The organism is Pseudarthrobacter sp. 1C304 (assembly GCF_052245515.1).
Classification (GTDB): Bacteria; Actinomycetota; Actinomycetes; order Actinomycetales; family Micrococcaceae; genus Arthrobacter.
Genome location: NZ_JBQQCH010000008.1, coordinates 28,996 through 50,572, shown reverse-complemented (window position 1 = coordinate 50,572; position 21,577 = coordinate 28,996). Strand labels below are relative to the sequence as shown.

The 21,577-nt window shown below is 68.4% G+C and carries 16 protein-coding genes; 11 read left to right on the top strand and 5 right to left on the bottom strand.

Annotated elements, in window-relative coordinates; all coding sequences use genetic code 11:
- The first annotated feature begins 30 nt into the window (after nt 1-30).
- The gene (gene galT / locus ACTWQD_RS14535; protein ID WP_443196830.1) at nt 31-1,152 is read left to right on the top strand and encodes a galactose-1-phosphate uridylyltransferase; all 1,122 of its coding nucleotides are present in this window, start codon (nt 31-33) and stop codon (nt 1,150-1,152) included.
- 4 nt (nt 1,153-1,156) lie between these two features.
- On the opposite strand, the gene ACTWQD_RS14530 is transcribed toward galT, so the two are convergent.
- From ACTWQD_RS14530 to ACTWQD_RS14515, 4 genes are all read right to left on the bottom strand, one after another.
- Nucleotides 1,157-2,158 (bottom strand): glycoside hydrolase family 16 protein, encoded by a 1,002-nt coding sequence (locus tag ACTWQD_RS14530; RefSeq protein ID WP_443196829.1) that lies wholly within the window; start codon nt 2,156-2,158, stop codon nt 1,157-1,159.
- A gap of 345 nt (nt 2,159-2,503) precedes the next feature.
- Nucleotides 2,504-2,827: a DUF202 domain-containing protein gene (locus tag ACTWQD_RS14525; RefSeq protein ID WP_443196828.1), complete on the bottom strand. Its 324-nt coding sequence runs from the start codon at nt 2,825-2,827 to the stop codon at nt 2,504-2,506.
- A 26-nt stretch (nt 2,828-2,853) separates the two neighbouring features.
- Nucleotides 2,854-3,195, bottom strand: a complete 342-nt coding sequence (locus ACTWQD_RS14520; protein ID WP_443196964.1) for a YidH family protein — start codon at nt 3,193-3,195, stop codon at nt 2,854-2,856.
- A gap of 471 nt (nt 3,196-3,666) precedes the next feature.
- Nucleotides 3,667-4,272 carry a TetR/AcrR family transcriptional regulator gene (locus ACTWQD_RS14515; protein ID WP_443196827.1) on the bottom strand — a complete coding sequence of 202 codons (606 nt, stop codon included), beginning with the start codon at nt 4,270-4,272 and terminating at the stop codon, nt 3,667-3,669.
- Nucleotides 4,273-4,354: 82 nt separating this feature from the next.
- Between ACTWQD_RS14515 and ACTWQD_RS14510 the strand changes: the two genes are divergently transcribed.
- Nucleotides 4,355-5,134, top strand: a complete 780-nt coding sequence (locus ACTWQD_RS14510; protein ID WP_443196963.1) for an SDR family NAD(P)-dependent oxidoreductase — start codon at nt 4,355-4,357, stop codon at nt 5,132-5,134.
- 93 nt (nt 5,135-5,227) lie between these two features.
- Here the strand turns inward: ACTWQD_RS14510 and ACTWQD_RS14505 are convergent, their stop codons facing one another.
- On the bottom strand, nt 5,228-8,383 hold the full coding sequence (locus ACTWQD_RS14505) for a PKD domain-containing protein (RefSeq protein ID WP_443196826.1): 3,156 nt from the start codon (nt 8,381-8,383) through the stop codon (nt 5,228-5,230).
- A gap of 648 nt (nt 8,384-9,031) precedes the next feature.
- Here ACTWQD_RS14505 and ACTWQD_RS14500 point away from each other — a divergent pair.
- The 9 genes from ACTWQD_RS14500 to ACTWQD_RS14460 all read left to right on the top strand — a co-directional run bounded on the left by ACTWQD_RS14500 (nt 9,032) and on the right by ACTWQD_RS14460 (nt 21,534).
- Nucleotides 9,032-9,895: a glycosyltransferase family 2 protein gene (locus ACTWQD_RS14500; protein ID WP_443196825.1), complete on the top strand. Its 864-nt coding sequence runs from the start codon at nt 9,032-9,034 to the stop codon at nt 9,893-9,895.
- A gap of 1 nt (nt 9,896) precedes the next feature.
- Nucleotides 9,897-10,904, top strand: a complete 1,008-nt coding sequence (locus ACTWQD_RS14495; RefSeq protein WP_443196824.1) for a glycosyltransferase family 2 protein — start codon at nt 9,897-9,899, stop codon at nt 10,902-10,904.
- On the top strand, nt 10,901-12,205 hold the full coding sequence (locus ACTWQD_RS14490) for a glycosyltransferase (RefSeq protein WP_443196823.1): 1,305 nt from the start codon (nt 10,901-10,903) through the stop codon (nt 12,203-12,205). Before ACTWQD_RS14495 ends, ACTWQD_RS14490 begins: the two co-directional genes overlap by 4 nt.
- A gap of 121 nt (nt 12,206-12,326) precedes the next feature.
- Nucleotides 12,327-14,585, top strand: coding sequence for a hypothetical protein (locus ACTWQD_RS14485; RefSeq protein WP_443196822.1), 2,259 nt, complete (start codon nt 12,327-12,329; stop codon nt 14,583-14,585).
- Nucleotide 14,586: 1 nt separating this feature from the next.
- Nucleotides 14,587-15,405 (top strand): glycoside hydrolase family 16 protein, encoded by an 819-nt coding sequence (locus ACTWQD_RS14480; RefSeq protein ID WP_443196821.1) that lies wholly within the window; start codon nt 14,587-14,589, stop codon nt 15,403-15,405.
- Between the two features lie 33 nt (nt 15,406-15,438).
- Nucleotides 15,439-16,707: a hypothetical protein gene (locus tag ACTWQD_RS14475; protein WP_443196820.1), complete on the top strand. Its 1,269-nt coding sequence runs from the start codon at nt 15,439-15,441 to the stop codon at nt 16,705-16,707.
- On the top strand, nt 16,704-17,717 hold the full coding sequence (locus ACTWQD_RS14470) for an aminoglycoside phosphotransferase family protein (RefSeq protein ID WP_443196819.1): 1,014 nt from the start codon (nt 16,704-16,706) through the stop codon (nt 17,715-17,717). Before ACTWQD_RS14475 ends, ACTWQD_RS14470 begins: the two co-directional genes overlap by 4 nt.
- Before the next feature lie 58 nt (nt 17,718-17,775).
- The gene (locus tag ACTWQD_RS14465; RefSeq protein WP_443196818.1) at nt 17,776-19,464 is read left to right on the top strand and encodes a long-chain-fatty-acid--CoA ligase; all 1,689 of its coding nucleotides are present in this window, start codon (nt 17,776-17,778) and stop codon (nt 19,462-19,464) included.
- A gap of 168 nt (nt 19,465-19,632) precedes the next feature.
- The gene (locus tag ACTWQD_RS14460) at nt 19,633-21,534 is read left to right on the top strand and encodes a hypothetical protein (protein ID WP_443196817.1); all 1,902 of its coding nucleotides are present in this window, start codon (nt 19,633-19,635) and stop codon (nt 21,532-21,534) included.
- The last annotated feature ends 43 nt before the right edge of the window (nt 21,535-21,577 follow it).

Below are 21,577 nucleotides of genomic sequence, written 5' to 3'. Positions count from 1 at the left end.
GGGCGGATCCGCTCGTGTAGAACTGGAACCATGACCCGAACCACGATGACCAGGCTTGCCGACGGCCGCGAGATCCTCTACTTCGACGACGCCGGCTCCGCCGAGCGGCCCGCCGCTTCCCTCGTGGACCACCGGGAGCTGCCCGCCCGCCCCGAACCGGGCCAGCTGCGCTTCGACGCACTCAGCCGCGAATGGGTGGCCATCGCCGCGCACCGGCAGTCCCGCACGCACCTGCCGCCGGCGGACCGGTGTCCCATCTGCCCGACGACGCCGGCCAACCAGACCGAGATTCCGGCGCCGGACTACGACGTCGCCGTTTTCGAAAACCGGTTCCCCTCCCTCGGCCCGGACGTGAGCGAACTCCCGCCGGCACCGGGCTGGGGAGCGAACGCACCCGCCGTCGGCCGCTGCGAGGTGGTGGCGTTCACCCCGCAGCACACCGGGTCCTTCGCCGAGCTGGGCTGGCAGCGCGCCCGCACGGTGGTGGATGCCTGGGCCCACCGCACGGAGGCGCTCAGCGCACTGCCCGGCATCCAGCAGGTCTTTCCCTTTGAGAACCGGGGCGCCGAGATCGGGGTCACCCTGCACCACCCGCACGGGCAGATCTACGCCTACCCGTACGTGACGCCCCGCGGCGCAGTCCTGGCGGCCGCCGCCGCAGAATTCGCTGCGACGTCCGACGGCGGGGCGACCCTCACGTCCTCCCTGCTGAGTGCCGAGCGGCACGACGGCAGCCGGATGGTGCTGGAAGGGGAACACTTCAGCGCCTATGTCCCCTTCGCGGCCCGCTGGCCGTTGGAAGTCCATCTCGTCCCGCACCGCCAGGTTCCGGACCTTGCCGCCCTGGGCGGGGCGGAACGCGATGAGCTCGCTGAGCTGTACCCGGAGCTGCTGAGGCGCTTTGACGCCCTTTACCCGACGCCCACCCCGTACATTGCGGCCTGGCACCAGGCCCCGCTGGAGCCGGCACTGCGCCGGGACGGCCACCTGCACCTGCAGCTGACCTCGCCCCGCCGCGCCGCGGACAAGCTCAAATACTTGGCCGGCTCGGAAGCCGCCATGGGCGCCTTCATCAGCGACACCACCCCGGAATCCGTGGCCGCCCGGCTGCGGGAAGTGGCCGGCACGTCTGCCGCTGTGCGGGTCTCCTGACCGGCTACTGCCACACCCGCACGTAGTCCACCTTCACGCTGCTCGCCTCGCCGAAGGCCTGGAATCCGGCCGCGGCGCCCACGTTCAGGAGCAGGTAGTGGGGGCTGTTGCCGTCACTCGTGACATAGGAGTGGACCAGCCGGCCGTCATAGTAAATGTCGTTGGCTCCGTCTTTCCGGTGCAATCCGTACGTGTGGTACGACCCGGCCCGGCAGGCGGAGACCTTCTGGCTCTTGGACCACGCCGCCGAGTGGTAGACGCTCCACACCTCACCGGCAAGGCCTTCTGCGATGTCGATTTCCCCGGTGTGGGGGAACTTCTGCCCCACCGTCCACCACGCTGGCCAGTTGGGGATTCCGGTCCTGCAGTTTCCCGGGAAAGAGATCCGCGCTTCGGCGTAGCCGCTGGTGAACGCGAAGCCGGCGTGGCCGCGAACGCCGTCCTTGGGGTTGGTGGAAAGCAGTGCGCCGGACTCTGCATCGCTGAGCTGGAGGACCGCCTCGCCGTTGGCCACCCTGATGTTCTTCGAACAGGTCTTGACGTTGTTCATCACGGATTTGGGGCTGCAGTCGTTGAACCAGTAAGGAGTCCAGACTTTCTTATTCAGGACGTCGAAGTTCTCGTCGAAAACCAGTTGCCAGGAACCGGCGTCGCCTGGCGGGCCCCCCCGCTGTTCGGTGCCCAGGACCGGGGTGACGTCCAGCAAATCAGCGTCAGCGGGAGGTGCTTCAGCGGCAGGCACGTCGGCGGAAGGTTCGGCGGCAGCATCGGGAGCGGGCACGTCCGCCGGGGCGCCGGCCCCGCTCTCGGAAGCGGGCGCGGCCGCCGGCACGTCCGCTTCCAGGGCCACTGGTTTGGGTGCCGCGGATTCCGACGCGGTGGTTCCGGGGTCGGAAGATGCCAGGGGAAGGGGAAGAACAGTCTGCGCTGCGCTGCCTGACAGCCCGGCCAGGATGAGGAGGGAGCAGAGCCAGGCCTTGGAGCGGCCTGTTGCGGTGAAAAGCACCCCCCGTGTCGGGGCGGGCTGCCGGTGCTGTGGCCCCCTGCCAACCGGCGCCCACCCCGTGGTGTCTGGTTGCACGATGGTCCTTCCATCTACGACTCGACCGGCGGCGTGAGACCTTGCGTCAGTTCAGGCTATAAGCGGGGGCAGCGCCAGGTCAGCAGTAACCGCTACCTATCTCTTGGATTTCACCCCTCGGATCGGCTGCCCGGATTACTTGGTCCGCGGCCGTCCCGGACCGGGCCGGGTACAGCCCTGCGGAGCGCAGAACAGCATCCGACGGTTCGGGAGCGACATCCATTGAACGTTCCTGAGCTGATTCGCACCCCCCGGCGGCGGGCGCCGCCGCTACGGCTGCAGCGGCAGGAACAGGACCGTATAGATTCCCAGCCCGGCGAGGACCACCACGCTGCCGGCGATGGCCGCCGTCCCCCTGACGTTCGCGCTCATCACCGCTCCGGCGATTCCGCTCGCCTGGTGGTGGTAGCGGCGCCGCTGAGTGAGCACGATGCCGAGGGCAGCCAGCAGCGAAGCTGCCACCAGGGTGCCGGTGAACCACCCGTGAAGGGGCATCCAGCGCAGGAAGATTAAGGCCGCCGTGACCAGCGTCAGGGCGGTCCGCCGCCAGGCGAGGTCCGTCCGTTCGGGCTGGAGCCCGGGATCGTTGTGCACCGCAGGCGGCCTGCTCCTCGCCACGGCTAGGCCGGCCGCCAGATCACAAAAACCACCAGCACGGCAGCGACGAGGGCCCCGCCGGCCGCCAGGATGGGGGCAATCACCGGCACCGGAAGCGACGTCTGGTTCCGCATGGCACGTTCCACGTTCACCCAACGGAAGAAGGAGCCGCCGCCTGTCACCATCCCCAGCAGGAGCAGCAACACGGCGACGGTCTTGCGCACCTCCGGCGTAAACAGCTCTGACGTGAAGGCCTCGACGGCGATGCCGCCGGCCACCAGGGCCAGCGAGGTCCGGATCCAGGCCAAAAACGTGCGCTCGTTGGCCAGTGTAAACCGGGCATCCGGTTCGGTCCCGCCGCCCAGAACCCAGGCCGAGAATCCCCGGTGGCGGCGGTCCGCTGCCGGTTCTTCCCCGCGCGGTTCTGCTGCTGCCGGCTTGGCCCCGACGGCCTCCGGCGCGGATCCGTGCTCGGCCGGCGGAAGCCCGCCGGGGTGCGGGGCGTCATGTGTCTCGTCGTGTGCAGTCATGATGTTCTCAGGATGCCACCCCGCGGAAAAATACCGCACCTCATCGGGTCGTCGCCATAGCTCGGCGCGTCCCAAAACCGCTGGCGCTGCGCAAAATGGCTGACGCTGCCCAGAAACGCTGGCGCTACCCGAATACCGCAGCGTGGAGACCTTCGCGCAGCGCCAAACACTCCGCGCAGCGCCAAACACTCCGCGCAGCGCCAAACGCTCCGCGCGGCGCCAAACGCTCCGCGCGGCGCCAAACGCTCCGCGCGGCGCCAAACGCTCCGCGCGGCGCCAAACACTCCGCCCGGTCCGCGGAACGAGTCAGGTCCCGGGCACCCGCAGCACCTCGACAGCAGCCAGCAGGTACGGCACCGGGTCGGGATCTGTGCCCGCGGCCCACCGCAGCCAGGCCTCAAAAGTCGCCGCCAGATAGGCGGCGCACAAGTAGCCGGCGGTGTCCTCGGGCACCCCGTGGTCCACCAGGAAGCGGCGCGCCCGTCCGTGCTGCGGTGCCAGCGAGGCGTAGCTCCGGCTGGCCAGCTCGGGATGGTGGGCGATCAGGCGCAGCCGCCCCCGGGACACTGCAAGATCGGGAATTCCGGCCACCCCGGCGACGGCGGCGGCCCGCAGCCCCGCCAGGATGTCACCATCCGCGGCGTACTGGCCGCGGGCAGCCTCCAGGACCAGCCCGGAGGCCCGGACCGCCGGTTCCATGCCGCCCCAGATGAGATCGGCCTTGCTGGTGAAATACCGGTACAGGCTCTTGCGCCCGATCCCGGCGGCGCTGGCGATATCCTCCATCGACGTCTGCTCATAGCCGTTCTCCGCGAACAGCCGCAGGGCGATGCCCGCAATGGCGTCGGGGTCGATGGTGGCCGGGCGGCCGGAGGCGCGGTTCCCGGCGGGCTTGGAGTCTTGCGGAGCCATCACCCCAGTATTCACCCTTTTATTATGACACTGCGTGTCATAAGCTGAAATGACGCAGATCCGAACAGTCTGGAAGGACATCATGGGCAACGACGCTGCATGGCAGGAATCCATCACCTCGAACCGGTTCGCCGGCCAGACGGTCATCGTCACAGGCGCCGGATCGGGCATCGGCCTGGCGACAGCCCTGCGCGTGGCCCGGGAGGGTGGCAGGGTGATCGCCGCCGATATCAGTTCCGAGCGGCTGGACGCTCTGGTATCCGCGAACCAGGGACTGGACCTCGTCCCCGTGGCCGGTGACATCTCCACCGAAGAGACCGTTGCCGCCGTCGTTGCTGCCGCCGGCGGCCGGGTGGACGCCCTCGCAAACGTCGCCGGCATCATGGACCACTTCGCCCCCGTCCACGAGGTCGATGACGAAACCTGGGAGCGGGTCTTCCGGATCAACGTGACCGCCCTGATGCGGCTGACCCGCGCCGTGGTCCCGTTGATGCTGGATGCCGGTGCCGGCTCGGTGGTGAACGTTGCCTCCGAAGCAGGCCTGCGGGGTTCGGCCGCCGGCGCCGCGTATACCGCGTCCAAGCACGCCGTCGTCGGCCTGACCAGGAACTCCGCCGTGATGTACGGGCCTAGGGGGCTGCGCTTCAACGCCGTCGCCCCCGGTGCCACCATTACCAACATCGAAGCCACGTGGGGATCCCAGCTCGCCGCCGAGCGCCTCGGCCCGCTGATGGGCGCGAACATTCCGTCTCCAGCCACCGCGGCACAGCTCGCGGCCTCCATCACCTTCCTGCTCAGCGACGACGGCACCAACGTCAACGGCGCGGTCCTCGCCTCCGACGGCGGCTGGTCGGCCGTCTAGCCTAAGGGGACAGCGGGAACGGACGACAGAAGGAGCGGACGACGGCGGGAATGTTCCCGCCGTCGTCCGCTCCGTTGGCGTTTAGGCTGCCGGTCAGCTGGCCGGTTTGAGGGCTGTGCGCCAGACGGCTACGGCTTTGGCGGTGTTGAAGGTCCAGGTGGCGGTGCCGGTGGCGCCTGCGGTGGCTTGGGTGCGGTCGGCTTGTTGGGCGATTTGTCCGTCGGTGGCTTCCCAGCGTTCGGTCCAGCCGGTGGGGGCGGTGGCTCCTGGTGTTGAGCTGTCGAAGCCGACGCCGCCGATGAGGAGTGCGTTGTTGCTGGCGGTGGTGATGCTGGGGGCTGCGATGCTGCTGGCCGTGTAGGTGGTGTTGGTGGCGGTGGCGACGGTGCTGTCGAGCGGGGTGGTGTTGTTAACGCCGCGGTAGGCGGTGATTCCGCCGCCCCACTTGACGGCGGTGCTCAGGGTCCAGGTGTAGCTGGCGGGGTCGGAGGCGCCGACCACCCGGTAGTAGGCGAAGGCGCGTGCGCCGCTGCTGATGGACAGGTTGTTCACGATGGCGGTCCAGCCCGCGGGGGCGGTGGCCGTGGGGTTTTTGTCGGCCGTGAAGGAGGCCACCAGGACGTCGCCGGCTGCGGTGCCGGCGGGTTTGTTCAGGGTCACGGAGGTGGTGGTCGCGGTGTTGTTGGTGGTGGTGGAGGCGACGGTGGTGATGGCCGCGGTGGTGGGCGGCGGGGTGGTGCCCGTGGTGACCGTGATGGTGCGGTTTGCTGAGGTGGAGCCGCCGGCGTTGGTGGCGGTGAGGGTGGCGGTGTAGGTTCCGGCGGTGGTGTAGGTGTGTGAGGGGTTCTGGGCGGTGGAGGTTCCGCCGTCGCCGAAGCTCCAGGCCCAGGAGGTGGGGGTGCCGGTGGATGTGTCAGTGAAGGCTGTGGTCAACGGGGCCGTGCCCGAGAGCGGGGACGCGGTGAACGACGCCACCGGCGCCGCCGGAGTCGGCGGCGGCGTGGTGCCACCGGTGCCGGCGCCCGGTTTGAGGGCTGTGCGCCAGACGGCGACGGCTTTGGCGGTGTTGAAGGTCCAGGTGGCGGTGCCGGTGGCGCCTGCGGTGGCTTGGGTGCGGTCGGCTTGTTGGGCGATTTGTCCGTCGGTGGCTTCCCAGCGTTCGGTCCAGCCGGTGGGGGCGGTGGCTCCTGGTGTTGAGCTGTCGAAGCCGACGCCGCCGATGAGGAGTGCGTTGTTGCTGGCGGTGGTGATGCTGGGGGCTGCGATGCTGCTGGCCGTGTAGGTGGTGTTGGTGGCGGTGGCGACGGTGCTGTCGAGCGGGGTGGTGTTGTTGACGCCGCGGTAGGCGGTGATTCCGCCGCCCCACTTGACGGCGGTGCTCAGGGTCCAGGTGTAGCTGGCGGGGTCGGAGGCGCCGACCACGCGGTAGTAGGCGAAGGCGCGTGCGCCGCTGCTGATGGACAGGTTGTTCACGATGGCGGTCCAGCCCGCGGGGGCGGTGGCCGTGGGGTTTTTGTCGGCCGTGAAGGAGGCCACCAGGACGTCGCCGGCTGCGGTGCCGGCGGGTTTGTTCAGGGTCACGGAGGTGGTGGTCGCGGTGTTGTTGGTGGTGGTGGAGGCGACGGTGGTGATGGCCGCGGTGGTGGGCGGCGGGGTGGTGCCCGTGGTGACCGTGATGGTGCGGTTTGCTGAGGTGGAGCCGCCGGCGTTGGTGGCGGTGAGGGTGGCGGTGTAGGTTCCGGCGGTGGTGTAGGTGTGTGAGGGGTTCTGGGCGGTGGAGGTTCCGCCGTCGCCGAAGCTCCAGGCCCAGGAGGTGGGGGTGCCGGTGGATGTGTCAGTGAAGGCTGTGGTCAACGGGGCCGTGCCCGAGAGCGGGGACGCGGTGAACGACGCCACCGGCGCCGCCGGAGTCGGCGGCGGCGTGGTGCCGCCCAGGGTGCGGTAGGAGAACCAGTACCGTTTGGTGACGTTGTTGCTGGCCAGCACCACCAGGCCGGTGGTGTTGTTCACGCTCTGCTTGCTGGTGGTCACGTCGTTCATGTTGGCGGATGCGCCGTCCTGGATGATCGGGGTCCCGCGTCCGGAGGGGAAGGCAGGGTTGTCCATGGACGCGGTCTTTTCGTAGATCGCGCCCGGCGTGCCGGAGAACGCGCAGCCGCTGACATCCGTCCCGGGTGCTGTGTGGAAGGCGTGCACCGTGTTGTTCTGGGTGTCCAGGACGATCTGCGGGCGTGAGACGCAGTCGGCAACCGTGGCGATCGTGGACGTGGTGAACGCGCCCGTGCCGGGCCGGAAGACCAGGAGCTGGAGCTGCGCCAGGCTTTGATTGCCGGCGGTGTCGTTGAGTCCTGTCTTAATCGCGGCGAACACGCGGCCGGCGGTGTCGGACTGGAGCGTCTTGACGTTCAGGTGGTCATCGGCGAGACCGTTGCCCCGGACCGCGTCCTGGACCCGCCACGACGACGTGGCGGTAGAACTGGTCCCGTCCGTGCGGGTGGCCCAGCGGATGGCGCCCAGCCGCTGGTCGCTCCACATCACCCCGATCTTGTTGCCGCCGTAGGCCACCACCGCCGAGATGTCGTCAGGGGCCGGGTTCGGGTTGGTCACGGGAAGCACAAACGGCGTGTCCCAGCTGGTTCCGCCGGCCGCGGAGCGGTTGACGTAGACGGTGTTGGTGAATCCGCTGGTGGCGTTGCCGGCGACCTGTGTCCAGGTGGCCCAGATGGCGCCGGTGCTGTCCTGATCGATGGTCATCGACTCGCTGCTGTTGTTCATGATGGTCGTCGGAAAGCCGCTGTCCAGCCGGAACGTTCCGCCGGAGTAGCTGTAGCGGTAGAGCCGGGCCGGCTGCCCGGCGACGGAGGCCCGCGGTGACGTGTCACCGGACACGGTCACAACGTGGGACGCGATGTAAAGATGCGTGCCGTCCCACAGCGTGTCCGCGAGCGTGCTGGCCCGGGTGTCGTTCGTGAGGCCGGTGCTGACCCACGTCTTCGTGGGAACATCCAGCCGGTAGATCTGCCAGCCGGTGCCGGTGGTCCACATGTCCGCCCACCAGGAACCGTCGTGCCACCAGAGCTTGCTCTGCGGTTTGTCCGACGTCGGCGGGTTGCTTACCCCGGTAAAGCTGTTGCCGGCATACCCGTAGTCCGCAGCAGCCGTTGCGGGGCTGGTGATGCCGAGGATGCTACCCGTCACAACTACTGCCATTACCAGGGCCTGGCTGAGCCAGCGGACGGTACGTTTCATCTTGGACGCCGTTTCTTTTGCCGTTGATTGCCGTTTCCCGGCGGAGTTTGTTCAAGCAGAGTTTGCAGATCTCACCTGACGAGACACATGTTAGCCACTAACCCTTTAGCCGGGAAGTGCGATGCCCCCTATTTGCAAATATTCTTTCCGGGAATTTTGGTCCACGAAGTACAGTTCGAAAGATTCCCCGACGGATCCAGGGGTGCAGCGCCGGAGGCGCCCGGAATTCCGTTTACGGAGCCCGGGCCGCCGATGCCGGACCGGAAGGGCGGGGCCGGCAGGAAGGTCTGGATCGCGCGGCGTCGGGCGCGTACGCTTCAGGTGTCGGAATGAAAGCCCGGAAAATCACGGGATCTCAGGCATTGTGCCGCCGACCGAGTACACCGTTCCCCGCTGGCTGAGGCTGACCGAGTAGGCCGCCGCGAAGACCCAAGTAGGGCCGTCAGGGCGACGTGCTGAAGTGAACCCGCAACCAAGTAATAGCCACTCGTGACACAACATTGGGTGAACTTTAGGCTCTACCCAAAGCCACCATCGAATGGCAGCTGGGGTGTGGGGTTTCACATTATTCCGACGACGGCGTTCCGCCTCGTCCTTTGGTTCTCATTCGCTGATGGTAAAAATGTCGGCGTCCTAATTTGTCATGAAGTGGTGAGCCATTTGTCTATTCCTAATTTAGGCCCAAATTCGCTTCCCGGGATTAGTGAGCCCTCTCCGCGGGCCTCCGTCAGCGTAGTAATTCCCACGCTGAACGAGGAAATGAATCTGCCCTGGGTTTTGCGGCGGATGCCTTCGTACGTTGATGAGGTGGTCATCGTCGACGGACGTTCCCACGACCACACCATCGACGTCGCCCGGGCACTGAGGGTCGACGTCGTGGTGGTGGCCGAGCCGCGGAAAGGCAAGGGAATCGCCGTCCGTGCCGGCTTCGCCGCCGCATCGGGGGACATCATCGTCATGCTGGATGCTGACGGGAGCATGGATCCGCAGGAAATCGGCTGGTTCGTTTCCCCGCTCCAGCACGACTACGACTTCGTCAAGGGATCGCGCTACGTCACCGGGGGCGGGTCAGAGGACCTCACCTGGCTGCGGAACACCGGCAACCGGGTCCTGACCGGGCTGGCCAACACCGTGCTGAGGAGCAACTACTCTGACCTTTGCTACGGATACATTGCGCTTCGCCGGGAATGCCTCGAGGTCCTCGAACTGGAATCCGACGGCTTCGAGATCGAAACCGAGCTGATCGTCCGCGCTGCCCGCGCCGGCCTCCGCATCGCGGAAGTGCCGAGCTTCGAGCTCGACCGCATCTCCGGAGCCTCAAACCTCCAGACGTTCCGAGACGGCTGGCGGGTGCTCCGCACCTTGGCACGGGAATGCACCACCTGGGAAGCCCCCACCGCGGGCGCCAGGCCCGAGGCCCTCCGGCGGGTGAAGTACACGTATCCCAACGTGCGCGTTGCCCGTACACCCACCGATCCGTACAGCGTGCTGACCTTGGCGGAAGGAGCCTAAGGTGCTCGACTTCAATTTCCGGCCGTCTGCTTCCGTCGTCATTTGTTCCTACACGGAGCAACGGTGGGACCTTCTGATGGACGTCATCGACTCCGTCCATGCCCAGACGCTTCAGCCGCGGCAGGTGATCGTTGTGGTGGACCACAACGAGGATCTGTACAAACGGCTGGTGGCTGCCGTCCAGGACGTCACCCTGGTCGAAAGCACTGGCCTTCCGGGACTGTCCGGTGCCCGCAATACCGGCGTGGGCCTGGCCACCTCGGAGATCGTGGCGTTCCTGGACGACGACGCCGTGGCTGCCCCGGACTGGCTCGAGAAGCTGACGGCCCTCTACGACGATTCCGACGTCCTGGGTGTCGGCGGCCGGGTTGAGCCCATATGGGAGGGCGGCAGGCCCGGCCACTTCGGCCCGGAACTGGACTGGATTGTCGGCTGCAGCCACCGGGGCCTGCCAAAAGTCGCGTCGGAAGTGCGCAACGTCGTCGGCGCCAACATGTCGTTCCGGCTCCAGGTGCTCCAGCAGGTGGGCGGCTTCAATCTTTCCCTCGGCCGGCAAGGGACGAAACCGCTCGGGTGCGAGGAAACCGAGATCTGCATCCGGGCGGCCATCGGTTCCCCGGGCTCGCGCATCGTTTACGAACCGGCTGCCCTGGTGCGCCACCATGTTCCCGTTCAGCGGGGGACGTTCCGCTATATGCTCGAGCGCTCCTGGTCGGAGGGAATCTCCAAGGCCCAGGTCAGCCACGTGGTGGGCCACAAACGCGCCTTGGGACCAGAGCGGCGCTACGTGCGCAGCGTCCTCCCGCGGGCCTTCTTCTCCGCAATAGCCAGCTGGAGCCGCGGCGCAGACCCGCAGGGGCTGGAACGGGCCGGCGCCTACGTGGCTGTCCTGGCCGTCACCGCCGCGGGCTACTTCCGCGGCCGCCGGCTGGCGCAGGGGTCCGGATCGCTCCTGACCGGCTCAACCCCCGTCCCTCATCGCCGCCCTCCCTGGAGGGAAGCCACGTGATTGAAGCCGGAAGCGAGATTTCAGTGGCAACCGAAGGCGCAGGACTGGATATTGCACCGTCCATGGGAACCGAGGCCGTCCCCGATTGGCCCGGCGCCCTGTGGGTCGGTGCCGTCGACCTCGAGTCCCTTGCGGGTTACACCCACTTGAGGCTCCAAGACTCCGTCGGCTATCACCGTGCCCGCCTGCTGGTGCGCAGCGGACCGTCCGTACGCGGTTTTATCGACGTGGATGCCCCGCACGGAGTCCTGGACCGCAGCGTCCTCGAAGCGGCGGTGGAGGCCCTGCCGCCGGCGGTTGCCTCCCAGACGTCGTCGACGCCGTCCATCACCGTGATCGTGTGCACCCGCGACCGCCCGGCCCTGCTGCGCGGGTCCCTGGCCGCCATTCTGCGCCTCGATTACCCGAATTTCGACGTCATCGTTGTGGACAACGGCGCCAGCACCGCCGAGACCCGGGACATGGTCCGTGACGAGTTCAACGACCCCCGGCTGAGCCTGATCTCCGAGCCCCGGCCCGGCCTGTCGAACGCCCGGAACGCCGGCTTGCGCCACGCGCAGGGCGACATCGTCGCGTTCACGGACGATGACGTCGTCGTCGACGAGTTCTGGTTGCGGGGGATCGCCGCCGGATTCGAACAGGCCCCCAACGTTGCCTGCGTGACCGGTCTGGTGCCGGCCGGAGAGCTGCGTTCCGCCGCCCAGGGATACTTTGACGAGCGTGTGAGCTGGTCCAAGATCGTAGCCCCGAAGGTGTTCACCATGGCGCATCCTCCGGAGGACCTTCCGACGTTCCCTTTCTGTGTCGGGGCCTTCGGGACAGGTGCGAACTTCGCGCTCGACCGCCGGACGGCCTTGGCGCTGGGGTCGTTCGACCCTGCACTGGGGGTCGGGACGCGGACGTGCGGCGGCGAGGACATCGATATGTTCACCCGGGTCCTGATGGAGGGGCATGCGCTGGTGGTTCAGCCTTCCGCTATCGTGTGGCACCGCCACAGGGCCGAACTGGACGACCTGATCGTGCAGGTCAGCGGGTACGGCAAAGGACTCGGGTCGTGGCTGACGAAAATTCTCCTGAACCCGCGCACGGCACGCCTGGCAATCGCCCGCGGCCCCCAGGGCGCGCTGCACTTCTTAAGAAACGCCCGCGGCCACTCCGTGGGGCACAGCGACGCCCCGGAGAATACGGTTCCCCGGGATCCGCGCATTGCCAAGGCCCTGCGGGCTGAGCTCTTTTCCGTGGCCAGCGGACCGCTGAACTATCTTCTCGAGCGCCGGTCCGGGAGGGCGGAAAAGACGTAAAGCGATTTTCAGTCGCCGGTTCCGCCGGTGGCACACACCGTTCCTGGGGGACGCGTCGCAAGGGGGCGCTGGCTTCCCGGTTGCACAGTCCCCGCAGATGGATCAAGGAAGTACCAGCCCTATGAGTCTCTTACTGCAAGACGAAACACCCACTCCCAAATCCCGGAAGCGGCCGGCCTTGGCGCTGCGGGCAGACAGGCCCTGGGATTTTGGTCTGGCGGTGGCCGGCGTCGTGCTGGCTGTCCTCATTCTGTTCGACCTGGGCGGACCGGTGCTCGCCCCCGTCACCCTCGCCGGGTGCCTGGTGCTGCCTGGCTGGGTTCTGGTGAGACGGCTTCCCGACGCCGATCCCGCCGCGCGCCTGGTCTGGACCGTCGTGATGAGTGCAGCGCTCTACACCGGTGTGGCCCTCATCATGGCGTGGACCCGGTTCTGGCATCCCCGGCCTGCGGCCGCGGCCATCCTGGTCGCGGCGTCAATCCTGATCGCTTTCTTCCCGCCCGGGATCGGTACCGGGCGCCATGCCATGTTCGGGCAGCTGGTCCAACGGCACCGGCTCGACTGGCAGTCGGTACGGACCTTGGAGGTGTTCCGGGGCCGGAGCCGCTCCGCTTACGTGCCGTGGGCCGTTCTTGCGCTGGCAATGCTGGCATGGGGTGTGGCGCTGTCCGTGACGGGGGAAGACCTGATCGGAGACCGGGGCCTGCTAAGCACGTTCCCCCCGCTCTGGTACGTCGCCGTTGCCGCCGTCGTGGGGCTGTGCATCTGGGCGGTTGCGGCGCGGAAGATGGCATCCAACGTCTTTCTGGCGGCGGCCACCACCGGCTTGGTGGCCGTACTCTACGCCTCTCCAGCCATGGTGGTCAGCGTTCCGCGCCTGCCCTGGTCCTACAAACACATCGCCGTCACGAACTACATCGGGGCCCACGGCCAGGTGGATCCGTTGATCGACATCTACAACCGGTGGCCGGGGTTCTTCTCGGTCAGCGCCTTTATGGGCGAAGTCATCGGCTACCGCGATGCCGTGGACTATGCCTCCTGGGCGGAGTTCGGCTTCGCCCTGCTGGACGTGGTCATCATCCTGGCCATCGCCCGCACCATCACGGCAAACCCGCGGATCTACTGGACCGCCGCCCTGGTGTTCGCCTTCGGCAACTGGGTGAACCAGAACTACTACTCACCACAGGCGTTCGCCTACAGCTTCTATCTGACGATGTGCCTGATCGCTCTGACGTTCCTCCGCGGCACACCCATCCGGCTGGCCACCATCCTGGAAGGGAAGCTGCAGGGGCTGCAACGGCGGTTGAACCCGAAGCTCACGGCGGCCCCGGAATCCATGGCAGTCCACTCCTCCCGCGCCTTGGTCCTGCCGGCGGCGGCCGCGATCATCTTCCTGCAGGCCGTGACGGTTCCCAGCCATCAGCTCACGCCGTACATGGCCATCCTGGCGCTGTTTCCGCTCTTTTTCCTCGGTTACTTCAGGCCCAGGTGGGTCGGACCGGTGCTGTTTGTGCTGGCCGTCGCCTACCTGCTGCCGAACCTCGACTATGTCGACAACAAATATGGACTGTTCACCGGGTTCGATATTTTCAAGAACGCGAGTTACGACCCGGCGCGGGCCAGCGAATTGGACGACTCGTCCCGCTGGCTGTCCCGCGCCCCGGATGCCCTGTCCATTTTCGTCGGCCTGCTCGGCGTGGCCGGTTTTGTGCGGAACTTTCTCCGCGGCAACGTCCGGCAAACCCTGGTGGTGGCCTGGCTGGCCGTCGCGCCGTTGTTCTGGCTCGTGGGCCAGTCCTACGGCGGGGAAGCGAAATTCCGGGTGTTTCTCTTCGCCATGCCGTGGCTGGCGATCGGGGCGGCCTGGCTGTTTTGGGCAGGTCCCGTCCGGACCCGCAACGCGGCCATGGGTGCCACGGCGTCGTTGACGATCATGGCTGTGCTGTTCACGATCGTGTATTTCCAGGCGGAAGCGAAGTTTCGTGTCCCCAAGGAAGACGTGGTCGCCGCGCAATGGCTGGATGCCCGGGTGCAGGAGAAGGACGTCATTCTTGAAACCAATGCGTTCTTTCCGCTCCTGATCGGGCCGAACTATCCCAGTTTCCTGGAGTGGGGCTCGGTCACTTCGCTGACCAAGTTCATTCAGGCCAGGGGAAACGTGACCACAACGGACGTGGAAGCCTACGCCACCAAGAACTGGAAGCCGGAGCGCATCTTTGTCGTCTTCTCGGATTCACAGCGGGCGCAGGCGATCAAGGACGACCTGTTCGATCCAGAGATTCTCACCGCGCTGGAGCGGGAGCTCAGCGCAGGGGATAAGGCCGATCATGTATTCGACAACGGAGCCGTCCGGATCTACGAGATCAGAAAGACCGGCTAGCTTGGCCGGCGGGGCCGCAGTTCTGGCCAAAGTTGCCGTGCTGGCCGTCGCAGCTGCCCTGGTGGTCGCGGTCGGCGTGTACCTTGCACGTGAGCCTGATCCCGCCCAGATGCCGGTAGGGGACCTTCCGGGCTGGAAGCAGACCGGCGCGCAGGACTTCACCGAGCCGGCCCGTGCCGGCGAGGTCGGCGACGTTTACGGCGCTGACATGCGTGGCTACCACGATCTGGAGGACACCTCAGGCATGGGCGTCTACACACCGGATTCCGTGCTGTCCGTTCGAAACGGAAAGCTCGACTACTTCCTGCACACAGCGGACGGGATTCCGCGGGTGGCGGCCCCCGTCCCCTTCGGCTACCGCGGCCAGACCTACGGCCGGTACTCCATCCGGTTCCGGTCCGACACCCTGCCAGGCTACAAAATCGCGTTCCTGCTCTGGCCCACCAGCGATGACTGGATCGAGGGCGAGATTGACTGGCCGGAAGGGGAACTGAACGGGAAGATGTACGGCGTTTCAGCCATCAAAGACTCCACCCTCAAGGGCCCGGCCCGGTTTGATCCCCCGACGAAGTACTACGCCCCGACCGACGCCACCGACTGGCACGTCGCCACGACGGAATGGACCCCCGGGAAAGTCAAGTGGTTCTGGGACGGCAAACTCGTCGGCGAGACCACCATGCCGGAAGGCGTCCCCACCACCAACATGCGGTGGACGCTGCAGGCCGAGACAAAAGACGGGGCCGACCAGGACCCGCCCAAACCGGAAACCTCGGGGCATCTGGAAGTCGACTGGATCGTGCAATATGCCTACGCGCCCTAGCCCATGATTGCCTGCGACAGAAGGGAGGACCAGATGGATGCCACCAGCAGCGGCCCGCCCGACCCGGGGGAATGGGGCGGCGAGCAACCGGCCGTGCACCCCTCGATCGCCCAGGCGTTCCGGGCCCTTGACGGGGCGGGCCTGCCGTGGGTGCTGCTGCGCGGGGAGGACGACCTCGCCCGTCCCGACGGCGACGTGGACCTCCTGGTTGCGGAGGCCGGCGTCGAACGACTGGACGCGCTGCTGGCAGGTGCCGGTTTCCGGCGTGTGGTGGCGCGGGGACACGGCAGCCACCGGTTCTACTTCAGCTACGACGCCGCTGAGCACCTGTGGCTCAAACTGGACATCGTCTCGGAGATCTCCTTCGGCCCGTTCCAGCAGTGGCGCACCCCCCTGGCCCGGGGCTGCCTGCAGCGGCGGATCCGCAACGGGCTGGTCTGGCTGCCGGCGACCACCGAGCAGGCGTGGCTCCTGCTCCTGCACATCATGCTGGACAAAGGCGGCGTCGTCCGGCCGGAGCGGATGGAAACCGTCCGGGTGTCCGGGGCACTGGCGTCCACCGACGATGTGATCGCAGCCTTCGTTGACCGGCAGGTGGGGCCCGGAACCGCTGCGGAGCTCCTGAAGCTGGTGCGGTCCGGCAGCTTTGAGGACTTTCCGGGCCCGGCGCTGCGCATGGCGGCGGCGCTGACCCGGAACGCACCCCTGCGTACCCGTGCAACGGCGGCGCGGAACAGGGTGCTGCGCCTCAACAGCCCGACCGTCCCGGGGCGCGCCTTCCGGGGGATTGTGGTTGCCGCCACCGGCCCCGACGCCGCGGCCCGGACGGCCCTGCTGCAAGGACTGGCACAGAACTTTCCCATTCCCAGCCGGTACTTGAGGTTGGGCGCAGGTGCGCCCGCACAGCCGGTCAGGCAGTCCGGGCGGATCCCCGGCGCGCGGTTGGGCCGGAGCCTCGCCGCCCGGATCGGCGGTGCGCTCGCCGCCCGATACCACTGCCTCCGGGGCCGGGTGGTCCTTCTGGACGGACCCGACGACGCCACGTGGCGGCGGCAACCGGGCGGTGCCGGCGTCGGGGGCCGGATGGGAACCGCCCTGGCATCCGCGCTCACACCGGAACCCGGCCTGCTCTTTGTCCTGGCCGCCCCGGCCGCGGCGGACCGGCCGCCCGGCGCGGGCGCTGCCGAGCTACGGGTCCTCGACGCGGCCCAGCCCCGCGCGGCCATCCGGAGCGCGGCCACCGAGGTTGTCTGGGGGCAGCTGGCCGGCTCCCCGCCGCCGGAACCGGGAGGGCACGGATGAATTTCATCGATTCCCTGCTGCGCGGGCACTACGAGGAGTGGCGCCTGGCGGAAACCGGGCTGGGCGCGGAGTGGGCCACCGTCCTGATCACGCCGCAGTTCACCACCTCCCGCCACGTCGTCGGACTGGTGTTCACCGCCGGTGCCCGCCGCCCCAGCCTGGTGGTCAAAGTGCCGCGGTGCCCCGGCGACAACGAAGGAGTCCAGCGGGAGGCGGACATGCTCCGCCAGCTGAGCACACGCAGCGGCGGACAGGTGACGGGGATTCCCCGCGTCGTGGCGACCCTGGATGTGGGGGAGCGCACCGCCCTCGTGGAGACCGCACTCACCGGCGCGCCGCTGGATCCCCACCGGGTTGCCGCCGACCTGCCCGGCGCCGTCGCCCTCGGTGTGGACTTCGTGGGCGCGCTGCCGTGCACCCGGACGGGACCGGAGAACCAGGACTGGTACGAGCGAACAGTTGAACGCCCGCTGGAGGCCCTCGCCTCGCTGCTGCCCCGGGACGCCGAGGTGCCGGCGCTGGTCCAGCGCACCCACGACCTGTTGAGCCCCCTGCGGCGCAGCACGCTGCCGGCCGTGTTTGAACATGCCGATCTCAGCCACCCCAACCTGCTGGTGTGCCCGGACGGGCGGCTCCAGGTCATGGACTGGGAAAGGGCGTCGCTGTATGGCGTGCCTGGGCACGACCTCGTCTTCTACCTCCAGTACCTCAGCGAGTCGGCGGACATGGCGTTTTCCCGGGTTGCTCAGCTGGCGGCGTTCGACAAAGCGTTCGGCCCCAGCGGGTGGGCGCTGGAACCGCTCCGCGAACACCTGGTGCTCAGGGAGGTTGATCCGGACCTGCTCCCGTTGCTGGTCATCGCGACGTGGGCGCGGTCCGCCTCCACGCTGGCCTACCGCCTGGCCAGCGAAGACAACCCGGCGCCGGGGTCCAACCACTTGCGGACGGCCGTCCTGGAGGACCGGGACTTCTGGCTGTGGCGCCACGTCGTCGCCGCCGGGCAGAACTGAGCGGGCCCCGGGCTCCGGGCAATTCGCCCCTGCGGGCACTTCACGAAATGATGTGTCCATGGAGAACACGGACCAGCAGCCATGGGTGAAGAACTACCAGCCGGGCGTCCCCGCCGAGATTGAACTGCCCACGGAGTCGCTGGTTGCGATGCTGGAGCGCTCCGTGGCCGAGGCCGGCAAAGCTCCGGCGCTGGAGTTCTTCGGCCGCCGTACCAGCTACACCGAACTCGGCGAACAGGTCGACCGGGCCGCGGAGGGCCTGCGCCGCCTCGGCGTCCGCGCCGGTGACCGCGTGGCCCTCCTCCTGCCGAACTGCCCGCAGCACGTTGTGGCCTTCTACGCAGTGCTGCGTCTCGGCGCCGTCGTCGTCGAACACAACCCGCTGTACACGTCCCGGGAACTCCGCCACCAGTTCGAGGACCACCAGGCCCGTGTTGTCATCACCTGGGACAAGGCCGCGGCGGCCATCCGGGACTTCCCGTCCGACATTGAAATTGACCACGTTGTCTCCGTCAACCTCCTCGAGGCGTTCCCCGCCGCCAAACGCCTCGCCCTGCGCCTGCCTGTCAAAAAAGTGCGGGAGTCCCGCGACGCACTCACCGCGCCGGCGCCGGGCACCATCCCGTGGAAGGACCTCCTGGGCCACGGCCGCATCGACCCCGGCCACCCCCGCCCCTCGGTCAATGACCTCGCCGCCATCCAGTACACCTCGGGAACCACCGGCCGTCCCAAAGGAGCCATGCTCACCCACTTCAACCTGTACTCCAACGCCCTGCAGGGCGAGGCGTGGATGCACGGGGCGGAGTACGGCAAGGAGATTTTCTACGCGATCCTGCCGATGTTCCATGCGTTCGGCATGACCCTCTACCTCACCTACGGCATCCGCAAGCAGGGCCTGCTGGTGCTCTTCCCGAAGTTCGACCCGGACCTGGTGCTGGGCGCCATGAAGAAGTCGCCGGCAACCGTCTACTGCGCGGTCCCTCCCATCTACGAGCGCACCGCCATGGCCGCGAAGGAAAAGGGCATCTCGCTCCGGTCCTGCAAATACTGCATCTCCGGCGCCATGAACCTGCCGGACCACGTGGTGGAACTCTGGGAGTCGGTGTCCGGCGGGCTGCTCGTGGAGGGTTACGGCATGACCGAGTCCTCGCCGGTGGCACTGGGAAACCCCTTCCACCCCACACGCCGCAACGGCACCATCGGTGTACCGTTCCCTTCGACCCTCATGAAACTCGCCGACCTGGAGGACCCCTCCGCCGAGGCGGCACCGGGCCAGCCGGGGGAGCTGCTGCTGAAAGGCCCGCAGGTGTTCCAGGGGTACTGGAACAATCCCGAGGAAACAGCGAAGGCCCTCACCGCCGACGGCTGGCTGCGCACCGGGGACGTCGTCACCGTGGACGACGACGGATTCACCACCATTGTGGACCGGGCCAAGGAGCTCATCATCACGGGCGGGTTCAACGTCTCGCCCACCGAGGTGGAGTCGGTGCTGCGCCTCCACGCGGACGTCAAGGACGCCGCCGTCGTGGGCAAAACCCTCGAACGGGGCGGCGAGATGGTGGTCGCCGCCGTCGAGCTGGAACCCGGCACCACCCTGGACGAGGACGCCCTCCGCGCGCACTGCCGCGAGCACCTGGCCGGCTACAAAGTCCCCAAGCGGATCGTCGCCATTCCGGACATGCCCCGCTCCATGCTCGGCAAGGTCCTCCGCAAGCAGGTCCGCGAACAGGTCCTCCCGGCGCTCTGACCTGCGGTGCGCGAGTAGCACCACGTGGGCTGATCCCGCGGCGCGAGTAGGCTGCCGGCGCCGGCGCCAGAGCCCGCTACTGGTGACACGCCCTGTTCCGGATCGTAGGCTTCACTTCAAGGTTCCGGCAGCGGCTGCCTGGTCGCCCGGTCAAGGAGGCTCACGCACATGGTTCAAACCGGCCGATCTGCCGTGCATCCGGCCGTGGCCAGGGCGTTCCGGGCGCTCGACGACTCAGGGCTGCCCTGGGTGCTGCTGCGCGGCGCGGACGATCTTGCCCGGCCGTCCGGCGACGTCGACATCCTGGTGGCGGGTGCCCTGCTGCCCGGGCTGGACGGGCTGATGGCGGGAATCGGGTTGTGCCGCGTGCGCGCTGCCGGGCACGGAAGCCACCGTTTCTACTTTGGCTATGAGGACGACGACGGCGGGCTGTGGCTGAAGCTGGACGTCGTCTCGGACATTTCCTTCGGGCGTTACCAGCAGTGGCGGACCCCGCTGGCTGCCGAATGCCTGGAGCGCCGGGTCCGGGACGGCGGCTGGTGGATGCCCGCCCCGGCCGACCAGGCGTGGCTGCAACTGCTCCATCTCGCGCTGGACAAAGGGGAGATCCGGCCGCAGCGCCAGGACACTGCCCGGACTGCCGCCGCCGCCGCGTCCTCCGGGGACCGGCTCGCCGCGTACCTCGACCAGCGCTGCGGAGCCGGTGCGGCCGCGGAGCTGCTGGACCTGGTCCGGTCCAACCGGTTCGACGACGTCCCCGCCCTGGCGGCCCGGCTGCGCTCCGGCTGGACGGACGGGGCCCGGGTGCGGACGCCGCTGCGCGCCCTGACCCACCGCGCGTCGCGCTTCGTGCTCAGCCCCAGGCTCCCAGGCCACGGCCTGGTGGTGGGGGTGATGGCCCCCGACGGGGCCGGCAAAACCACACTGCTCCACGGCCTGCGCGCGGATTTCCCCATCCCCACCGCGTACGTCTACATGGGAATGTGGGGTGCCGGGCCCTGGGACGGGTGGCTGCACCGCGTCCCGGGCGGACGGACCGCCAAGAAGATGTTCCGGGTCCTCAAGGGCGGGGCGGCCGCCCGGTACCACCGCGCCCGCGGACGGGTGGTGCTGATGGACCGGGTGGCGTACGACGCCCTGCTCCCCGCCGCCGTCGATGATGCTGCGGCGGGGAGGCCGGCCCACAGCGCCGCCGGCAAGCCCAGGGTGGGGCTGTCCGACGCCCTGGCCGTGCGGCTCGGCGCCGCCCCGGACCTCCTGCTGGTGCTGGACGTGCCGGGGGAGGTGATGTTCGCGCGGAAGGGCGAGCACACGGCGGAGATCCTGGAAAAGTGGCGGCAGGCATACCTGCGCCTGGCCGAGACCCTGCCCGCTGCCTTGGTCCTCGACGCCGGCCAGTCCCCGGAAGTGGTCCAGCGGCTGGCCGCCCGGGCGGTGTGGCACCGGATCTGCCCCGACTCCGGAACGGACGACGCAGAAACCCCTGACGCCGGAGCGGACGACGCCGCGGCCCTCGCCCTGCACACGTGGCGGCTGCTGGACTGGCGTTTCCTGCTGCCGGTCCAGCCGCGCCGCGTGGGCTATGGCGGCGCGGTTGACCCGAGAACGGCCGCGGCGCTCCGCCTCCTGGACCCCGCCGCGACCCGCGTGGACGCGGGCCGCCCCGCCGGCCCGGACAACTCGTTCGAGGTGGTGCTGCTGAGGGAGCCGGATCTGCCGCTCTTCGAGGATGCGTCGGCCGCGGTGCAGCCCGGAGGCTGGATGTGCGTCCAGGTGGAGAGGTCGTTGCTGCGGCGGCAGGGCCCGCGCACGCTGGCGGGCTGGAAGCGCACGTTTGAGCGGCGCGGCTTCGAGGATGTCAACGTCTACTGGCACGCCACCACACTGGACAGCCCTGCCCGCCTCGTGCCCGTGGCGTCCCCCGCGGCGGTCCGGGACACGCTGTCCCAGCACGAGGGAGTCCGCTTCGGCCTGGCCAAGGCAGTCCTTGCTCGTGCGGCGCTGGCGCTCCGGCTGTTCGCTGTGGCCGTCCCGGCAGGGTCCGTCACAGGACGCCGGCCCGAGAGCTGAGCACCCGCCTGAATGCGGCGCACCCGGCACCCTGGCCCGGCGG

What these genes read in the sequence shown, in the direction of transcription:
- galT (WP_443196830.1), top strand. Translation starts at nt 31, where the DNA reads ATGACCCGAACCACGATGACCAGGCTTGCCGACGGCCGCGAGATCCTC.
- ACTWQD_RS14510 (WP_443196963.1), top strand. Translation starts at nt 4,355, where the DNA reads ATGGGCAACGACGCTGCATGGCAGGAATCCATCACCTCGAACCGGTTC.
- ACTWQD_RS14515 (WP_443196827.1), bottom strand. Translation starts at nt 4,272, where the DNA reads ATGGCTCCGCAAGACTCCAAGCCCGCCGGGAACCGCGCCTCCGGCCGC.
- ACTWQD_RS14485 (WP_443196822.1), top strand. Translation starts at nt 12,327, where the DNA reads ATGAGTCTCTTACTGCAAGACGAAACACCCACTCCCAAATCCCGGAAG.
- ACTWQD_RS14460 (WP_443196817.1), top strand. Translation starts at nt 19,633, where the DNA reads ATGGTTCAAACCGGCCGATCTGCCGTGCATCCGGCCGTGGCCAGGGCG.
- ACTWQD_RS14505 (WP_443196826.1), bottom strand. Translation starts at nt 8,383, where the DNA reads ATGAAACGTACCGTCCGCTGGCTCAGCCAGGCCCTGGTAATGGCAGTA.
- ACTWQD_RS14475 (WP_443196820.1), top strand. Translation starts at nt 15,439, where the DNA reads ATGGATGCCACCAGCAGCGGCCCGCCCGACCCGGGGGAATGGGGCGGC.
- ACTWQD_RS14470 (WP_443196819.1), top strand. Translation starts at nt 16,704, where the DNA reads ATGAATTTCATCGATTCCCTGCTGCGCGGGCACTACGAGGAGTGGCGC.
- ACTWQD_RS14465 (WP_443196818.1), top strand. Translation starts at nt 17,776, where the DNA reads ATGGAGAACACGGACCAGCAGCCATGGGTGAAGAACTACCAGCCGGGC.